Source organism: Methanobrevibacter sp. TLL-48-HuF1, from assembly GCF_023617305.1.
Classification (GTDB): domain Archaea; phylum Methanobacteriota; class Methanobacteria; order Methanobacteriales; family Methanobacteriaceae; genus Methanocatella; species Methanocatella intestini.
The window spans coordinates 1,839,919-1,859,542 of record NZ_CP081485.1; the positions used below are offsets into that span (position 1 = coordinate 1,839,919).

The window sequence follows — 19,624 nt, forward strand, 5'->3', positions numbered from 1 at the left end:
TTAAATTTAAATTACTATAATTTTAAATACTGTTATAATACAATTTATTATATGGTGACTTCTTTTGGAATTTTTTAATTTTAATGTTAGTAAAAATCGCATATATTGGGTTGATTGGTTGAAAACTATTGCAATACTTGCTGTATTGTTATTGCACTGTTCTTCAAAATATTTACTTCCGGAATGTGTGTTTCAGCCAAATTGGTATTGGGGAGTATTTTTTGAATCAATTTCCAGATTTGGTGTTCCTTTATTTATCATGGTTTCAGGATTTCTTATTTTAAGAAAAGACCAACCAATTTCATCTGTTCCTCGAAGAATTAAACGGATTTTAATTCCTTTTATTTTTTGGCTGGTAATTTATGTAATAGCTAAATTTGTAATGATTAACCATTCATTTGATTTATTTCAATTTGGATACTTTTTAATTCAAGCATTTTTAGACCCTACTATTGCTTCAATTGAATTCTGGTTTGTTTACATGATTTTAGGACTCTATGTATTTTCACCAATTATTACTACATGGCTGCATAATGCTGAAATTTATGAAATTGAATATTTTTTAATTGTATGGGCTTTATTTTCCTTTGTAGGATTTTCAAATGTGGATTTTTTATTGTATGATTATTTAAAATATTTCACAGGAAGTATTGGTTATTTTATATTGGGATATTATTTGTATATTAAACAGAAATCTATTTTAAAAAATAGAAATTTCGGACTATTGCTGTTTGTAGCTGGAACTTTAGTGTCATTTTTAGGAACAATATTGTCTTCTATGGCTATTGGGGGACAATCTTTATTATTCTTTAATTTAGGTGATGTAACTCCAAATGCCTGTCTTCAGGCTATTGGTATATTTATAATGGTATCAAACACAGATTGGGAAAAATATTCCAAATCAATTAATAATGCCGCTGTTTGTTTTGGTATTGGAAGTTATGGAGTTTATTTAGCTAATGTTTTATTTATCAATATTTTAGATAAAATTATTTCATTTGATATTATGAGAAATGCTGCATTAACTATAATTTTAGAATGGATTATCGTATTTATAGTATGTAATATTTTCATCAGACTGATGAGTAAAATTCCGGTTTTAGACAAATTTTCCGGAATTTAATATTTTCAATTCAATTTTTATTTTAAAAATGAGGAAAATTTATATAATTTCTAATTTAAATTTTATTTTAACTAATAAAATAAGGTTAATTAAATGTTTGAGATTAAAGCTAAAGATAATAGAGGCAGAGTTGGTGTTTTGAAAACTAACTCTGGTGATGTAAAAACCCCTAATTTAATGCCAGTTATCCATCCTCGTAAACAAACTATTGATGTTAAAAAATATGGGGCAGATATAGTTATTACCAATGCTTATTTAATTTACAAAGATGAGGATTTAAAAAAGAAAGCTGCAGAAATAGGGCTTCATAAGTTAATTAATTTTGACGGTCCGATTATGACGGATTCAGGTTCGTTCCAACTGTCTGTTTACGGGGATGTTGATATTACAAATAAAGAGGTTATTGAGTTTCAGGAATTGATTAAAACAGACATTGGAACTAGTTTGGATATTCCAACAGCACCTTTTGTAACTCGTGAAAAGGCTGAAGCAGATTTGGAAGTTACTTTGGAAAGGGCTAAGGAAGCTGTTGATTACAGAAATTCCCAAAATATGGAAATGAAATTGAATTCTGTAGTTCAGGGTTCAACTTTCCCTGATTTGAGAAGAAAATGTGCAGATGAACTGACTAAATTAGATGCGGATTTGTATCCTATAGGTGCAGTAGTTCCGTTAATGGAATCATATCATTATAAGGAGCTTGTTGATGTTGTAATGAACAGTGTAGCACATCTTCCGGACAGTAAGCCCCGTCACTTGATGGGTGCAGGCCATCCGATGATTTTTGCCTTGGCTGTAGCTATGGGCTGTGATTTATTTGATTCAGCAGCTTATATTTTATATGCTGAAGATGACCGTTTATTATCTGTAAGAGGAACTTACAAACTTGAAAACCTACAGGAAATGCCATGTTCCTGTGAAGTTTGCTGTAACTACACTCCAGATGACTTAAGAGCTATGCCTAAAGAAAAAAGAAGGGATTTAATAGCTCAACATAATTTAAATGTTTCATTTGCCGAGTTAAGATTAATTAGACAGGCAATTTATGAAGGTTCATTAATGGAACTTGTTGAAGAACGCTGCAGAGCACATCCTAATCTGCTGGAAGCTCTTCGCCAGTTAGGTAATTATAGTGATGATTTGGAAAAATATGATCCGAGAAGTAAAAAATCAGCATTTTTCTATACAGGTTCAGAATCATTATACAGAAGTGAAGTTTTAAGACATATTCAAAAGCTAAGGGCGATGCCCAGAAAACGTGATTTGGTAATATTGCCTCCTTCACGTAAACCTTACAGCAAATATGTTTCCGGTAAACTTGGAAAATTCTATATTTATGGAAGTGAACAGGAATTGGATTTGGATAATACTGATTTTATGGTATTGGATATTCCCTTTGGCCTTATTCCGCTTGAAATTGATGAAATATATCCCTTAAGTCAAAATGAATCTCCAAGAACCTGGGATGTAAGCAGCCTGGAATTTATTGAAGATTTCATTTCAGAATTTGTAGAATACTATGATCAGGTATTGATTCATTCTAATGTTATTAAAAAATTAGATATTGGACTATATAATGTTCATTCACAGTCTGATGAAATCAGATATAAAAAAGATGACCTTAAAAAGGTTAAGGCAATAGCTGACTATCAGTTTGGTGTTGGAGCAGGGGATGCTTTATTTAGGGGAAATATAAACATTGAAAAAAGTAAAAAAACAGGTAAGATAAGACATATTTATGATGGAAAAACATTAATTGTAAATATGAGAGCTTCTGACAGCTTTTTAATCCTTTCAAAAGAAGGGGCAAAAAGACTCCATGCAGCTACAAAATATCCTAAAAACAGAGTTGTAGTTAATAAGGACTCAGAACCATTTTCACTTGAAGGAAAAAGTGTCTTTGCCAAATTTGTTATTGAGTGTGATGATGATATAAGAGCTAAAGATGAAGTTCTAATTGTAAATGAAGAGGATAAATTACTTGCTTATGGTAAAGCATTACTTGGAGCCTGTGAAATTATGGATTTCCAAACAGGACAAGCTATTAAAACACGTAAAGGAATGAAAAAATAAGGAGGAATATAAAACATGTCTGATAAAGTAAATACCGGCAATAATGTGGAAGATAAAAAACTTATTAAAAATGCAAGAAAACCTGAAGGAAAATTAGGTCATGAAATACTTGACAGAATGAACAAATCTCATGAAACAATGGCAAGATGGGGTGTCAGTCATTTTAACATTAATGAAGCAGATAAAATCTTAGATATTGGATGTGGTGGTGGAAGAAACCTTGAACGCTTCGCCAAACAGATATGTGATGATGGCTGTGTTGTAGGAATTGATTATTCTGAAGTAAGTGTTGAAAAATCTTCTGATTTAAATAAACAGGCTATAAATGAAGGTAAAGTTAAAGTCTTACAGGGTTCAGTATCTGAAATGCCGTTTGAAGATGAAAGCTTTGATATTGTAACAGGATTTGAAACAATTTATTTCTGGCCGGATTTTATAAATGACTTAAAAGAAGTAAATAGGATTCTTAAAAAAGATGGATTAGTCTTTTTCTGTAATGAAGCAGTTTACAGGGAAGGTGAAATGGATAAATATGAAGATTTAATAGAATTATTGGATATGAAGATTTATTCTGAAGATGTTTTAGAATCAGCTCTTAAAAAAGCAGGTTTTAAAGATTTTCAGGCATTTATCAATGATGAAAATGACTGGATTTGTGTAACTGCAAGAAAAGCTTAATTATTAAAAACAATATAATATCATTTTCCAAATACTTCTAAGGTTAAATTATGAATAAAGTCCGAACAATTTTTGCAAATATGAGCTGGTTAATGGCTTCTCAAATCATTACCAGTGTTTGTGCTTTTATTTGGACCATTTTAACTGCACGTTACTTAGGAGTATCTGATTATGGTATTTTAGGAACAGCAACTTCTTTTTCTGTTATTATAATTGTTGTTGCTGATTTAGGAGTTACTACATATATTACAAGATCAATTTCCGTTGATTATGATGTAGAAGCAGAGTATTTGGGAAATGCTTTGTCTCTTAAATTAATATTATCTGTAATTTATTTGGCATTAGTTATTTTTATTTCATATTTGTTGGGATGGAATAATTTTACTATTTTAATAACTTTTTTATTTGCAATTGAAAGTTTAATTAAATCCTTTTATAATTTGCTTTTTGCTTCATTCCAAGCTCACGAACAAATGAAGTATCAGGCAATTACCAATACATTGCTTAATGTTTTAACTTTAGTATTTATTGTAATAATTTGCTTCACTAATTTTGGTTTACTTGGAATTACATTTGCATATATTATAGCTAATTTAATTGGTTTAATTTATTGTATTGCTGCCTTAACAAAGCACATTATAGTTCCAAAATTATTATTTGATTTGAAATTTTTTAAGAAATTAATAATTGCCGGAATTCCTTTTGCTTTAACTACACTGTTTTATACATTATATTATTCAATTGACATGGTTATGATTACTCAATTTTCAACTACCTATGCAACAGGACTTTATAATTCCACCTACAAGCTAATTAATGTTTTGACATTGTTTTATACAATTTATTCAGCAGTTATCTTTCCGGTTATGAGTAAGCTATTTAAACAAGGACAAGACATGCTGCGTCTTAGTTTTGTTAAATCCATTAAGTATTTATCTATGATTACTATTCCAATAGCTGTAGCTACCTTTTTTTATGCAGGGGATGTGATTTATCTTTGTTATGGTAATCAGTATGCTGATGCAGACAGTGTTTTAAAAATACTGGTGTGGACTGTCTGTTTCCTGTTTATTAATGGTGCATGTTCTATGATTTTAAATGCATCTCATAAAGAAACTTCCGTTACAAAGATTTATTCTTTAGCTGCAGTTTTTAATGCTGGTTTAAATTTATTTTTAATACCTTATTTCTCAGCACATGGGGCTGCATTTGCAACAGTATTAACTGATGTTTTAATTTTAATTTTAGAAATGTATATGGTTGGTAAAATAAATCAGCTTCCTGACAGACATCTGATTTTTGATTTAATTAAAATAATCATTGCATCTGCTGTAATGGGCGGAGTATTTTACTTGGTTCACATGTCATTATGGTTAGCTATTCCAGTTGGTGTTATTGTTTACTTGGTAGTTATTACTCTTATAAAATTCTTTGATAAAGAGGATAAGCTCATAATTAAACAAATTTTAGGTAAAGCTTAATATAGAAAACTGATATATATTAATCCTAGTAATTTGTGAGTTTAATATTATGAGTAGAGTAAGAACTGTTTTTGCAAATATGAGTTGGTTAATGTTTTCTCAAATCATAACAAGTGTCTGTGCTTTTGTTTGGACTATTTTAACTGCTCGTTATTTAGGTGTATCTGATTATGGTCTTTTAGGTACAGCTACTTCTTTTGCAACTATTTTTGGTGTTTGTGCTGATTTAGGAGTTACTACTTATATTGTCAGATCCATTTCTACAGATTTTGACTCTGAAAGGAAATATTTGGGAAATGCTATAGGTATTAAATTAATATTGTCAGTATTTTACTTATCAGTTGTATCACTGGCTTTATTTATATTAGGCTGGGATAATTATACTGTTATAATCTGTTTCCTGTTTGCTGTAGAAAATGTAATTAAGTCATTTCAAACTGCAATGTATTCTTCATTCCAGGCTCATGAAATGATGAAGTATCAGGCTATTACAAATACTTTGCTCAATGTTTTAACATTTATATTTATTGTAGCTGTTACATTTACAGATTATGGATTATGGGGAATTACTTTAGCATATATTGCAGCTAATGTAATAGGTTTAGTTTATGCAACTTTAGCTTTATCTAAAAAGATTATTGTTCCAAAACCTTTATTTGACAGGGCTTTTTGTAAAAAGTTAGTTATCGGAGGTCTTCCTTTTGCATTAACTAGCTTATTTTATATGATTTATTATTCAATTGATATGGTTATGATTACTCAGTTTGCAAATACTTATGCTACAGGTCTTTATAATTCTTCTTATAAGTTAATCAATGTTTTAACTTTGTTTTATACAATTTACACTTCTGTTATTTTCCCGGTTATGAGTAAACTCTTTAAACAGGATGGAAATTTGCTGCAGTTTAGTTTTGTCAAGTCTATTAAGTATCTGTCCATGGTTACTATTCCAATAGCTATTGCTACCTTTTTCTACGGCGGAGATGTAATTTCATTATGTTACGGTAATCAATATGCAGAAGCAGGGGAAGTTTTAAAAATCCTGATCTGGACTGTCTGTTTCCTGTTTATTAACGGTGCCTGTTCCATGATTTTAAATGCATCTCACAGGGAAACTGCAGTTACTAAAATTTATTGTTTAGCTGCTCTGTTTAATGTTGTTTTAAATTTTATTTTAATACCTCATTTTTCAGTTTATGGTGCTTCAGTAGCTACTGTAATTAGTGAGATTTTAATTTTAGTTTTAGAGTTATATACTATCTATAAAATTAATCAGCTTCCTGATAAACATCTGTTATTTGATATTTTAAAAGTTATACTTTGTGCAGGTGTTATGGGTGTTGTTTTACATCTTCTTAATCTTAATTTATGGTTAGCTATTCTTGTAGGTGTTGTGGTTTATTTAATAGCTATTATTCTTACTAAAACATTTGATAATCAGGATAAAATGATTTTTAAACAAATTATTGGAATGTAGATTTACCCAAAACTTTATATACTATCAAAACAAAAGTATAATTGTTGTTTGTTATGCGGTGTTAGTCCAGCCTGGTTAAGACTCTAGCCTGCCACGTTAGAGACCCGGGTTCAAATCCCGGACGCCGCATTTATGCAGTTGTGGTATAGTCTGGTTATTACTTGGGCCTTCCAAGCCTACAACCCGGGTTCGAATCCCGGCAACTGCATTTGTTTTATCTAATTTTCTTATTTTTTTCTGAATTCTTATTATACTGATTAGTTTTTTTAGTTACTTTTATATAATACTTTTTATAAAGATTAAATTACTAAAGTTAGTTTTCTAACTAAATTAAAAATTAAAAAAATCTTGGTGATTCTATGGTAGGAATTGTTGGATATGGGGCGTATGTGCCGTCATATAGAATAAAAGTAGAAGAAATTGCTAAAGTGTGGGGAGATGATCCTGTTGCTTTATCAAGGGGTTTGATTGTAAACGAAAAATCCGTACCTTCTGCTGATGAAGATACTGCTACTATTGCAGTAACTGCTGCTAGATATGCTCTAGCAAGAGCTCAGATTGACCCGCAAAAAATAGGGGCGATTTATGTTGGTTCTGAATCACATCCTTATGCAGTAAAACCGTCTGCAACTATTGTTGCAGAAGCTATAAATGCTACTCCTGTTTTAACTGCTGCGGATTTAGAATTTGCTTGTAAAGCTGGAACTGCTGGAATTCAAATGACTATGGGACTTGTGGATTCCAATATGATTGAGTATGGATTAGCTATTGGTGCTGATACTTCTCAAGGTGCACCTGGAGATGCATTAGAATACACTGCATCTGCTGGAGGTGCAGCATATATTATTGGTAAAGATAACACTCTTGCTGATATTGAAGAAACATACAGTTTTACTACTGATACTCCTGATTTTTATAGAAGGGAAGGACAAGACTATCCATCTCACGGTGGCCGTTTCACTGGAGAACCAGCATACTTTAAACATGTATTAAGTGCTGCAAAAGGTTTATTTGAAAAAACTGATTCAAAACCTGAAGATTATGATTACGCTTGTTTCCACCAACCTAATGGTAAATTTTACTTAAGGGCAGGTAAAAAACTTGGATTTACTAATGAACAAATCCAACAAGGTCTTTTAACTCCAAATATAGGAAACACTTATTCTGGTGCAGTTCCATTAGCTTTATCTAATATTTTAGATGTTGCAGAACCTGGAGATAAAATATTTGTTGTTTCATATGGATCTGGTGCTGGTAGTGACGGATTTACATTAACAGTAAATGAAGAAATTAAAGAAAGAAGAGATTTAGCTCCAAAAACACAAGACATCATTGATAGAAAACAATATGTTGATTATGCTGTTTATGCTAAATTTAAAGGCAAAATTAAAATGTAGGTGTAATTATGAGAGATGTTGCAATTATAGGTGTTTCACAAACTAAATTCGGTGAATTATGGGATTCATCTTTTAGAGATTTAATCGCTGAAGCAGGTGTAAAAGCTGTTATGGATGCTGAAGTTGAAGGAGACGATATTGAAGCAATGTATGTAGGAAATATGTCTTCCGGTTTATTTGTAGACCAGGAACATATTGCTGCACTTATTTCTGATCACATGGGTCTTAATCCAATTCCAACTACAAGAGTAGAAGCAGCATGTGCATCTGGTGGACTTGCTCTAAGACAAGGAATCATGGCAGTTGCATCAGGTTTCCATGATGTTGTAATTTCTGCAGGTGTAGAAAAAATGACTGATGTTGTAGATGCTACTCCAGCTATTGCTACTGCATCTGATCAAGAATGGGAAGCACAACAAGGAGCTACTTTCCCATCATTATATGCGATGATTGCAAAAAGACACATGTATGAATATGGAACTACAAGGGAACAATTAGCTCAATTTTCAGTAGTAAACCATAAAAATGCTAAAAACAACCCTAATGCACAGTTCCCATTTGAAATTAGTGTGGATAAAGTAATTAACTCTACTGTGGTAGCTGATCCTTTAACACTTTTAGACTGTTCTCCAGTTTCTGACGGAGCAGCAGCTGTTGTTATGGTTCCTGCAGAAGATGCTAAAAAATACACTGATACTCCAATTTATGTAAGAGCATCTGCACAGGCTTCCGGAACTATTGCATTACATAACAGGAAAGACTTAACTACTATTGATTCAACTAGAGTAGCTTCCAGAAAAGCATATGAAATGGCAGGAGTTACTACTAAAGACATTGACCTTGCAGAAGTTCACGACTGTTTCTCAATCAACGGTCTTTTAGCTGTAGAAGACTTAGGTTTTGCTGAAAAAGGTAAAGGTGGAATAGCTATTGAAGAAGGTCAAACAGAAATAGACGGTGATTTCCCAATTAACCCATCTGGAGGTTTAAAAGCTCGTGGACACCCTCTTGGAGCAACAGGTATTGCTCAGGCTGCTGAAGTTGTATGGCAACTTAGAGGAGAAGCAGGCAAACGTCAAGTTGATGGTGCAGAAATAGGTATGACTCATAATATCGGTGGTACTGGAGGTACTGCAGCTGTACATATATTTGGAAGAGATCTTGATTAAATAATCATCTTCTCTTTTTAAATACTTTAAAGTATAATATATTAATTAGAAATATTTTTGGAGAGAGTATAAAAATGAAATTTAAAATAACAGCAGTAAATACTAAAAATCCAAGTGAAAAATTCGAATATGAATTAGAAGGAGAATCTGTTGACAGTTTCAAATACTTTGACGAAGCTGAAGGTAAATTCTTCCATCCTAAAGAAGTATTAAATAACAAAATGAGAGAAATTAACAATAATTTAATGTTAAATGACTCACCAATATTCACCATTAAAAAAGTTGGTGAAAAAGCTAATATCAAAGCTATGACTTTTGACATTGAAATTGAATCCATTGAATAGATTTAATTTCACTCTTTTTTTATTTAAAAGAGAATTATTTCTCTTTTATTGATTTTTATGGATATTCCACTTTATTTTTATGCTGCTTTTAAGGATATGGACCGATTGGCTCCGGGAAGTGATAAGTCCACTTTAAAAGCTATTGACTATATTGATTTTAATAATGATTCACAATTAACTATTCTGGATATTGGCTGTGGAGCGGGAGCTTCAACTTTGCTGCTGGCTGATTATTTTAAAAATTCAACAATTGAAGCTATTGATTTATTTCCACATTATTTGAAGGTTTTGGATGAAAAAATAGCTGACAATGATTTGGATAATAGGGTTTACACCTGTCAGATGGACATGAATGATCTGGATTATCCCAACTGCGAATTTGACATTGTTTTTAGTGAAGCTTCAGCATATATCATGGGATTTGCTAAAGCACTTAAAAGTTGGAAACGTGTTTTAAAGCAAGACAGTTATCTGATTATTTCTGAGCTGACATGGATTCAAAAACCTTCAAAAGAATCTAAAAAGTTTTGGAAAACACATTATCCTGAGATTGGCACGATTGAAAATAAAATAGCTAAAATAAAGGATGAAGGTTATGAATTTATAGATTATTTTATTTTACCAAAAAGTGATTTTGAAAGTTATTATAGTAATCTGGAAAGTAATCTTAAAAAATTGGAAGATAATGACTTTAAAAAGGATTTTAAAAAAGAAATTGAAGTTTATGGAAATAATAGTGATGATTACAGCTATGTTTACTATATTATGAAAAAAGAAGTTTATCAATAATTTCCATATCTATATTTTCTTCAACAATTTGTGCTAATTTATTTAATGAATAATCCTTTTGTGTTTCATAAGGATCTTCACCATTTTTGGCTTCAATACCTTTTCTGACTCTTAGATAATTTAAAAATTCACGCCTGAAATTGTAGTTGTGAAATATTCCATGGAAATATGTTCCAAAGACATTTCCACTACATGCTCCGTCAAAGTTACCTTCATCATTATTTCCCTGTCCTTTTTGAACATTTAACAATGGGTTTACTTCTTTACTTGGGTTCAGGTGTGATGTACCCTCATGGATTTCATAACCTGTTACTTTCTCTCCAGCTATCTTTGCAAATATGGCACCGGCTATTCCGGTTAAATCTTCTTTTTCAGGTACGACAGCTTCAGACTGTGTTACGATTTTTTCTGTGCGTTGGAATTTTGATTCAATATCTAATAATTTCAGTCCTTCAATAGTTCCAACATCGGATTCTTTTTTATCATCATCATAAATTATATTTCCGAGAATTTGATATCCTCCGCAGATTCCAACAACAGGAATTTCATGGGATTTGGCTATTATTTTGGCGGCAAGTCCGCTGTCAAAGAGCTCCTTTGCATCTTTAGTTGAATTACGTGTTCCGGGAATGATTATAGCATCAACATCTCCAATTTCATCATTAAGATTAATCATTTTAATTCCGACATCCTCTTCAAACTCAAAGGGGTCAATATCTGTAAAATTGGAGATTTTAGGAAGTCTTATAACTCCAATAATAATGTCCTTGTTTTCATTAAATACATGTGTTGTTAATGATGCTGAATCCTCTTCAGGTAATTTCAGTGTTTCATCATAAGGCAGGACACCTAAAACTGGAGCTTTGGTGATTTCTTCAATTCTGTCAAGTCCCGGTTTTAAAATATCTAAATTTCCTCTAAATTTATTAATAACTGTGGCTTTTAGTCTGGATCTGTCATAATCATCTAAAAGAACATATGTTCCAGCAATAGCTGCAAAAACACCACCCATTTCAATATCAGCTATTAAAATAACATTTGCATCAGCCATATGTGCAATTTCCATATTGGCAAGATCTTCTTTACGCATGTTAATTTCTGCAGGTGATCCTGCTCCTTCAATGATTATAATGTCATAATTTTCTTTTAGGATATTGAAACTTTCTTTAATGGCTTCAAAAGCCCTGTCATGATAGTCATGCTGGTATTGATAGAAATTCATATCTCCGATGGATTTTCCCTGGATAATTACATTGGATGTAAAATCACCTTTTGGTTTTAAAAGAATCGGGTTCATATGTATGCTTGGTTCAATCATTGCAGCTTCTGCTTGTAACATTTGAGCTATTCCTATTTCTCCATTTTCTTTAGTTGTATATGAGTTTAAAGACATATTTTGAGATTTAAAAGGAGCTACTTTATAGCCTCTGTTTCTGTATATTCTGCATAATGCAGCTACAAGCATACTTTTTCCAGCATTTGATGATGTTCCCTGAACCATTAAACATTTAACCATTAAAATCACTTTGTTTTTCTTTTAAAGATATTTTTGTTATTTATATTTTATAAATGTTGATTGGTTAATTTATCTATAATATTATATATTATTTAAACTAAAATTTATAAATATAAAAAAAATTTTATTAAATATAAAATATATTTTAATTTGGTAAAAAGGTTGATTATTTATGAAATTCAATAAACAATTCTTTTTAGGCATTATGCTACTTATTCTCCTTTTAGGAGTTAGTAGTGTAAGTGCGAACGATTTGAATGACGTTAATTCATCTGATATGGGATTGGATGACTCTTCAATGGGAATTATGGAGGATTCTGCTCAAGTTAACAGTAATGTTGATATTCCGGTAGCCAATCCTTCTGATGATGTGATTATTGTAAATAATTGGGGTGAACTAAAAACATACTGTGAAAAAACAGATAAAAACTATGTGCTTCAATTAAAGGAAAATACTAATTTTTATCCGGGCGATGGAGTTGATGAATCTAATCAGATTATTATTCGAAATAATGTAACTATCCTAGGAAATAATGGAGCTTATTTTGGAGATAAATCATCTGATGCATTTACAATTTATTATACTCCGATGAAAACTCCTGAAAATTCAGGAATTAATTTAAAATTAATTAATTTGACATTTAAATGGATGATTCTTTCACAAAAAACATCTTTGGATAGTGGAATGTTTGTAGAGTTGGCTGGTGATTGCACAGGTAATTTGCTTGAAAACTGTACTTTTGATAATATAACTTCTTTATCAAGTCATGCCTGTGTTTACTATATTAAAAGAGGTTATACAACTGTTAAAAATTGTAATTTTACAAATATTAATACCTGTTTTGGTGTTTTAAGTGTTTATGATCCTGATGCTGGTTTAAACTGCAATACTTCACATATGTTAGTTGAAAACTGTTATTTTGAAAATAATTATGCTACAACAGAACCAGGCTGTATTAATAATTGCGGGCAATTGATTGTTAAAAATTCTACATTTTATAAAAACAGTGCATTTTGGTGGGCTGGAGCAATACACACTCACAGCGGAGCAAATACAACAATATATGATTCTAATTTTACAGATAATGTAGCAGGATGGAATGGTGGTGCATTGTATACTTACAGTTATTTGCAGATATACAATACTACTTTTACAAGGAATAACTGTACAACCAACAATGGTGGAGGAGCTATTGGTGCATGTTTCTACGGAACCAACCCACATATTTATATTGAAGACTCATTATTCCAATATAATGTAAACAATTGCTGGTCTCTTACTAATGAATCTACAACAGGTACTGGTCGTGGTGGAGCTATTTCAATAATGGATGCTGGTGATTTAGATGTATACAACACTACTTTCATAACTAATTCAGCATCTATAGGTACTGCAATTTGTGCAAATCAGGCACAGGGTTACGGATCTCCAAATGTTAGATTGGTAGGTAATAAATTTATTAATCATACTAAATCTGGTGATTTATTAGTAATTGATCTTTCCAAATCTGTACTGGAATTGTCTGACAACTATTATTATAACAATTCTTTAGTATTTTCCAAATCTAAAATCAGTGAAGAAGAAAGAATTGGCAATACAACAGTATTAAATATTCAGTTTAATTTAAAAAATAGCAAATATTATGATTCTGATATTTTATCCAAATCAGGTTATTTTGTTTATGTAGATGATGTTTATTTAAAAACAGTTTATAGTGAGTCTTTTAATTTAACTTTTAATGATGGTAAAGAACATAAAGTATATGTACGTTCAGTTGCCGGTGCTACTAACTCAAATAATCTTACTGTAAACGGTATACCTGTTCAGTATGTTTATGTGTCTGTAAACGGTAATGATAACAATAACGGAAGTAAAAATTCACCGGTACGTACAATAGCTAAAGCTATTTCTTTAAATACTAATGGAATTTATATTTTAGAGGGAAATTACAATGAATATGGGTTAAATATTACCAATGATTTAAAAATTGTTGGTGATGGAAAAGCTACTATTGGCGGATCTAATTCAGCTATTCCTATATTTAAAATTTCAAACAATGCAAATGTGTCATTTAATAATTTGAAATTTGCTGATGTATCTAATGGTGAAATTATCAACGGATTAGATGCTGGTGAAGTTGAAATAACTGGCTGTAACTTTTATTCAAACAATCAAAAAGATATTCTTGTTAATGTAGCTAATTTAGTTATTTCAGATTCCAAATTTAGCAATAATAATGTTTTCAAATGTATTTATGCTAATTATTTAGAAATGATTAACTGTGAATTTGTAAATAATACTGCAAATGAGAAAAGAACTTCAGATGTAGGTAATTTAATTTACTTGGACCTTAAAGACCAACAGGGAATAATTTCAGGCACTTCTTTTGAAAATAACAGTGTTTATCAAGGTTGTATTTATGTAAAAAGCAGTAATTTTAATCAGGGATTAGATATTATTGACTCTATTTTTATAAATAACACTGGAGAAGGTAGAGGTGGCTGTTTGGCTGCTGATTCAAGTTCTACTGATAACTATCAGATTAAAATTTCATCTTCAGTATTTATTAATAACTATGCATCTGTGGGAAGTGTTGCTTATGTTATGAAAAAATGTGTACTTACAGCTGTAAATTCAATCTTTTTAGGAAATAAACAAAAACTACCAAGTTTAGGTGATGTATTTTCAACAGTAGGTAATTCCGCATCATTTGTATTAGATAATAACTGGTGGGGAAATACTGCTGAAAATGCAACAGCTGCACCAAGAAAAGAGTTAAACAATTGGTTATTCTTAAATGTAACAAGTAATGTTGATAAATTGAATTTCAGTGAAAATGCAATAATAACTGTTGATTTAGCTAATGTAATTTCTAGTAAAGGTGAAATTAGCAAATATGATGCTGGAGACAAATTGCCATTGGGTACTTTAAATATTACTTCCATTAATGGTATAGCAACTGCTGTTAGTGATAAATTTATTGACGGTAAATTGCAGGTTATATTTACTCCAACTGCTACTGGAGAAGCTTCAGTAACTACTAATCTTTACGGTGTAACCAGCACTTTAAAATTTGATGTAAGTAAAGCATTTACAAATTTAAATATTTATACTAAGGATATTAAGGTAAAAGAAGACCTTGTAATTAAAGTAGCTTTGGAAAGTAGTAGGCCAACAGGTACTGTTACAGTTAAGATTAATAACAAAGATTATACTATTGATTTGGTAAATGGTACTGGAGTTACAACAATATCTGGTTTAACTGGCGGAGAGTATGAAATTACAGCTAAATATAATGGTGATGATAATTACGAAGAAGCTCTTGCTACATCTTCAGTTAAAGTTAATAAAATAGCTTCATCAATGGATATTAAGATTAGTATTGGAAAATATACTACAATTACTGTAAGCCTTCCAGAAGATGCAACTGGAGAAGTAATGTTTACTGTTGATGGCGAAAGTGAAAATGCAACTATTGAAGATGGTAATGCATATATTGTTTTATTTGATCTTGATGATGGACTTCATACTGTTCATGCAGTTTATAATGGAGATAATAACTACTTTGGCTGTGAAGCTACACAACAATTCGCTAAAGTTAAACTTAATTCTACTTTAACTGTAAATGCAAATGATGCTAAAGTAGGTGAAGATGTTGTTATTTCTGTAATTGTCATACCAGCTCCAGGTAGTGACGGATCCAGTGTAAATATTACAATTGGAGATAAATCAACCATTGTAAAAGTTGATAAAGATACTGGTAAAGCTTCCTTAAAAGTATCTGATTTAGCAGCAGGTAATTATACTGTTAAAGTAGTTTATAGTGGTAATGGATTGTATAATGGTTGTGAAAATACAACCGATATTAAAATAATCGGTTATCCTGTTCCTCAATGGGATAATGACGGATTTGACACTAAAAACACTGGAAAAACAAATTACACAGGAAATAGTAATGGTGCAGCTATCTGGAATTATGTTGTAAGCGGAAGCCAAATTAACGGTTCTATGGCTATTGATAATGCAGGAAATATTTATGTGGCTTGTAATGATGGAATTTATTCATTTACTTCAAATGGAACTTTAAGATGGAAATTTGCAGGTTCATTTGGACGTGAAATTTCTTCAGGAATAGCAATTTCCCGTGATATTATTATTGCTCCAAAATCTGGAGATGCAATATACTTTATAAACTCCACTACCGGTAAAAAATATAATTCCAATATTTGGCAAGGTTCAAGTATTTTCTCACCAGTTGTAGATGAAAATGCTAATGTATACATTTCCGGAGAATATCAGTACAGCAGCCAAAGCTACAATTTAGTAATTATTCCATATAATATGTGGAAATCCGGAGGAACTCCTACTATGATTGCTTTAGGATCCCAGCCAGTTAGTGCACCTACATTAATTGGTAATGGATTAGTAGCTGTTAATACAAAAGATGGTCTTAAAATAATCAATGTTACAAGTAAAACTGTAATTGGAAGTTTTGGCGGAATTGGTATTGTAGGACGTCCGGTAATTGACTCTAATGATAATATATATGTATTTGATAAAGATGGAAAAGTTAATGCATTAACCATAAATAATAAATTATGGACTACTAAAATAGCTATAAATGGAAGCACATTAGCTTTAGATGATGAAAATGGTGTATTATACACTGTTGGCAGTGATGGAAATGTCTATAAAATAGATATATTTAACAAAGGTGAAACTTCTGTTTTCTATAACTTTGGAGATAAAGCATCTTCCATAATGATTGATAATAATGGAACTGTTTATATAGGATCAGATAATGGAAAAGTATCAGCTATTGATAGCAATGCTAAATTATTATGGACATTTGCTGCAGATTCTTCAGCTGTAGGACCAATAGTTATGGATAAAAACGGTACTGTCTATGTTTATTCTAATAAAACAGTTTATGCATTAGGTGTAGGTAAAGTCACTCCAGCTATTAATGTAACTGTTGAGGATATTAAAGTAGGTGAAGAAGCTATTATCAATATCGAACTTCCTAGTGATGCTACAGGCAGTGTTGAAGTAGTTATTGGAAATATTACACAAAGTGCAAATATTAAAAATGGTAAAGCTTCAGTATCTATTAATAATTTAAATGTTGGCCAATACACAGCTACCATTCAATATAATGGAGATAATAAATATGGAAGTGCAAAAGCAACAGCTTCATTTAATGTTACTAAACTTGAGTCAAAAGTTGATATTTCTGTAGATAATATTGAAATTGGTGAAAATGCTGTTGTGACTGTTAGTGTTACTTCTGGTGCTACGGGTAATGTTACTGTTGTTATTAATGGTAAATCACAAGTTGTTGAGCTTAAAGACAGTAAAGCTACTGTAACTATTGAAAATTTAACTGCTGAAGATTATAAAATAGAAGCAACCTATAATGGTGATGCTAAGTATTTAACAAGCAGTGCAGTTTATACATTTAATGTAAATAAACTTCCTTCTTCAATTACTGTATCTGCTGGTGATATTAATGTGGGTGAGGATGCTGTTATTGTAGCTAGCGTTATTTCTGGTGCTACTGGTAATGTTACTTTTACTGTTGGTGATAAGACTGAAACTGTTGAGATTAAAGATGGTAAAGCTACTTTAACTGTTAAAGGTTTAGTTAGTGGCGATTATACTGTATCTGCTGTTTATAATGGTGATGATAAGTATTTAACTTCATCTAACAGTACTTCATTTAAAGTTTCTAAAGTTGAGTCAAAAGTTGATATTTCTGTAGATAATATTGAAATTGGTAAAGATGCTGTTGTGACTGTTAGTGTTACTTCTGGTGCTACTGGTAATGTTACTGTTGTTATTAATGGTAAATCACAAGTTGTTGAGCTTAAAGACAGTAAAGCTACTGTAACTATTGAAAATTTAACTGCTGAAGATTATAAAATAGAAGCAACCTATAACGGTGATGCTAAGTATTTAACAAGCAGTGCAGTTTATACATTTAATGTAAATAAACTTCCTTCTTCAATTACTGTATCTGTTGATGATATTAATGTGGGTGAGGATGCTGTTATTGTAGCTAGCGTTATTTCTGGTGCTACTGGTAATGTTACTTTTACTGTTGGTGATAAGACTGAAACTGTTGAGATTAAAGATGGTAAAGCTACTTTAACTGTTAAAGATTTAGCTAGTGGTAATTATAAAATCAATGCTGTTTATAATGGTGATGCTAAATATTTATCTTCAAGTAACAGTACTTCATTTAAAGTTTCTAAAATATCCGGATATGATATTAAAGTTAATGTTAGTGAGGTAAATGAGGGTGAAAATGCTACAGTTACTGTAATTTTACCTAAAGATGCTACTGGTAATGTAACTTTAGTTATGAACAACAGACCTTACTTTGCAAAAGTTATTGATGGTGTAGCTAAAATAATTGTCCCATATATTTCTGCAGGAACTCATGAATTTATTGTAACTTATTATGGTGATAATAAATATGATAAGGCAACTGCAAATGGAACTATAACTGTTAATAAAAAAACATTTACATTAACTGCTGATGATCTTGTAAAATATTACAAAGGTCCTGAAAGCCTTACAGCTAAATTAGTTGATAGTAAGGGTAATCCGATAGCTGGTGCTGATGTAATATTTAATATTAATGGTAAAGATTACATTAGAAAAACCAATAATGAAGGAATAGCTTCTATGGCTATTAATTTAGGTGCCGGAACATATAATGTAGCAGTTAAATATAATGAAAGTTCAGTTAATGTAACAGTAACTGTAAAATCCACTATTGTGGCTGATAATTTAGTTAAAATGTATCAGAATGCTACAAGATTCTATGCCAAATTTTTAGACAGCACAGGAAAAGCATTAGCTAACAGTGAAGTTAAATTTAACATTAATGGAGTATTTTACACTAAAACCACGGATAAAGATGGTGTAGCAGATATGGGAATTAATTTAAGACCTGGAAATTATATCTTAACTGCATATAATCTGGCAAATGGTGAAGAAAAAGGAGTCAACATAACTGTAAAATCATTAATCGTACAAAGTGATTTAACTAAATACTACTTAAATGCTTCTAAGTTCCAAGCAACTGTCTACAACAAAGACGGATCTTTAGCAGTAAACAAAGAAGTAACATTTAACATCAACGGTGTGTTCTATCACAAAAAAACAGATGAAAATGGTGTAGCTAGTTTAGGTATTGCTTTAAGACCTGGGGAATATACTATTACAACTATGTTTGAAGGACTTGATATTGGAAACAAAGTTAATGTCTTGCCAACTTTAGTAACTAAAGATCTCTCCATGAAATACTTGGACGGCAGCAATTTTACTGCTTTAACTTTAGATGGTCAAGGTAAGCCATTAGCTAACCAAAATGTATCATTTAATGTAAATGGTGTCTTCTATCATAAAGTTACTAATAAAGATGGTATCGCAAGCTTAGGAATCAGATTAATGAGTGGTGAGTATATTATTACTTCCTACTGGAATGATTTCCAAACTGGAAACACTATAAAAATTAGTCCTTAAGAGGATTTTTCATAAATTCTCTTAATCTTTTTCTTTTTTTATT

11 protein-coding genes and 2 tRNA genes are annotated in these 19,624 nt (G+C 31.0%); 12 read left to right on the top strand and 1 reads right to left on the bottom strand.

All coding sequences use genetic code 11. From position 1 onward, the window contains the following. The first annotated feature begins 64 nt into the window (after positions 1-64). From K4897_RS08655 to K4897_RS08705, 11 genes are all read left to right on the top strand, one after another. A complete protein-coding gene (locus K4897_RS08655) occupies positions 65-1,123 on the top strand; it encodes an acyltransferase (protein ID WP_029143267.1) in 1,059 nt (352 codons plus the stop codon). A 93-nt stretch (positions 1,124-1,216) separates the two neighbouring features. Further along, the gene (gene tgtA / locus K4897_RS08660; protein WP_250416077.1) at positions 1,217-3,196 is read left to right on the top strand and encodes a tRNA guanosine(15) transglycosylase TgtA; all 1,980 of its coding nucleotides are present in this window, start codon (positions 1,217-1,219) and stop codon (positions 3,194-3,196) included. A gap of 15 nt (positions 3,197-3,211) precedes the next feature. Continuing rightward, positions 3,212-3,874: a class I SAM-dependent methyltransferase gene (locus K4897_RS08665; RefSeq protein WP_250416079.1), complete on the top strand. Its 663-nt coding sequence runs from the start codon at positions 3,212-3,214 to the stop codon at positions 3,872-3,874. A gap of 50 nt (positions 3,875-3,924) precedes the next feature. Further along, entirely contained in the window at positions 3,925-5,355 is a 1,431-nt protein-coding gene (locus K4897_RS08670; RefSeq protein WP_019267297.1) for a flippase, read from the top strand. A 49-nt stretch (positions 5,356-5,404) separates the two neighbouring features. After that, positions 5,405-6,832 (top strand): flippase, encoded by a 1,428-nt coding sequence (locus K4897_RS08675; protein WP_250416080.1) that lies wholly within the window; start codon positions 5,405-5,407, stop codon positions 6,830-6,832. A gap of 55 nt (positions 6,833-6,887) precedes the next feature. After that, positions 6,888-6,961: transfer RNA gene (locus K4897_RS08680), tRNA-Gly, on the top strand. Positions 6,962-6,966: 5 nt separating this feature from the next. Beyond that, positions 6,967-7,040, top strand: a tRNA-Gly gene (locus K4897_RS08685). 151 nt (positions 7,041-7,191) lie between these two features. Further along, the gene (locus K4897_RS08690) at positions 7,192-8,229 is read left to right on the top strand and encodes a hydroxymethylglutaryl-CoA synthase (protein ID WP_019265404.1); all 1,038 of its coding nucleotides are present in this window, start codon (positions 7,192-7,194) and stop codon (positions 8,227-8,229) included. Positions 8,230-8,237: 8 nt separating this feature from the next. Next, positions 8,238-9,398 carry a thiolase domain-containing protein gene (locus K4897_RS08695; RefSeq protein WP_019265405.1) on the top strand — a complete coding sequence of 387 codons (1,161 nt, stop codon included), beginning with the start codon at positions 8,238-8,240 and terminating at the stop codon, positions 9,396-9,398. A 74-nt stretch (positions 9,399-9,472) separates the two neighbouring features. Next, complete coding sequence (locus K4897_RS08700) at positions 9,473-9,742, top strand: hypothetical protein (RefSeq protein ID WP_094516572.1); 270 nt, start codon at positions 9,473-9,475, stop codon at positions 9,740-9,742. A gap of 57 nt (positions 9,743-9,799) precedes the next feature. Next, positions 9,800-10,531 (top strand): class I SAM-dependent methyltransferase, encoded by a 732-nt coding sequence (locus K4897_RS08705; RefSeq protein WP_250416082.1) that lies wholly within the window; start codon positions 9,800-9,802, stop codon positions 10,529-10,531. Here the strand turns inward: K4897_RS08705 and cobQ are convergent. Further along, complete coding sequence (gene cobQ, locus K4897_RS08710) at positions 10,506-12,047, bottom strand: cobyric acid synthase CobQ (protein ID WP_250416084.1); 1,542 nt, start codon at positions 12,045-12,047, stop codon at positions 10,506-10,508. The two genes, K4897_RS08705 and cobQ, sit on opposite strands and share 26 nt — an antisense overlap. Before the next feature lie 172 nt (positions 12,048-12,219). Between cobQ and K4897_RS08715 the strand changes: the two genes are divergently transcribed. Next, a complete protein-coding gene (locus K4897_RS08715) occupies positions 12,220-19,581 on the top strand; it encodes an Ig-like domain repeat protein (RefSeq protein WP_250416086.1) in 7,362 nt (2,453 codons plus the stop codon). Positions 19,582-19,624 lie beyond the last annotated feature (43 nt).

What these genes read in the sequence shown, in the direction of transcription:
- K4897_RS08705 (WP_250416082.1), top strand. Translation starts at nt 9,800, where the DNA reads ATGGATATTCCACTTTATTTTTATGCTGCTTTTAAGGATATGGACCGA.
- cobQ (WP_250416084.1), bottom strand. Translation starts at nt 12,047, where the DNA reads ATGGTTAAATGTTTAATGGTTCAGGGAACATCATCAAATGCTGGAAAA.
- K4897_RS08670 (WP_019267297.1), top strand. Translation starts at nt 3,925, where the DNA reads ATGAATAAAGTCCGAACAATTTTTGCAAATATGAGCTGGTTAATGGCT.
- tgtA (WP_250416077.1), top strand. Translation starts at nt 1,217, where the DNA reads ATGTTTGAGATTAAAGCTAAAGATAATAGAGGCAGAGTTGGTGTTTTG.
- K4897_RS08700 (WP_094516572.1), top strand. Translation starts at nt 9,473, where the DNA reads ATGAAATTTAAAATAACAGCAGTAAATACTAAAAATCCAAGTGAAAAA.
- K4897_RS08715 (WP_250416086.1), top strand. Translation starts at nt 12,220, where the DNA reads ATGAAATTCAATAAACAATTCTTTTTAGGCATTATGCTACTTATTCTC.
- K4897_RS08695 (WP_019265405.1), top strand. Translation starts at nt 8,238, where the DNA reads ATGAGAGATGTTGCAATTATAGGTGTTTCACAAACTAAATTCGGTGAA.
- K4897_RS08690 (WP_019265404.1), top strand. Translation starts at nt 7,192, where the DNA reads ATGGTAGGAATTGTTGGATATGGGGCGTATGTGCCGTCATATAGAATA.
- K4897_RS08675 (WP_250416080.1), top strand. Translation starts at nt 5,405, where the DNA reads ATGAGTAGAGTAAGAACTGTTTTTGCAAATATGAGTTGGTTAATGTTT.
- K4897_RS08665 (WP_250416079.1), top strand. Translation starts at nt 3,212, where the DNA reads ATGTCTGATAAAGTAAATACCGGCAATAATGTGGAAGATAAAAAACTT.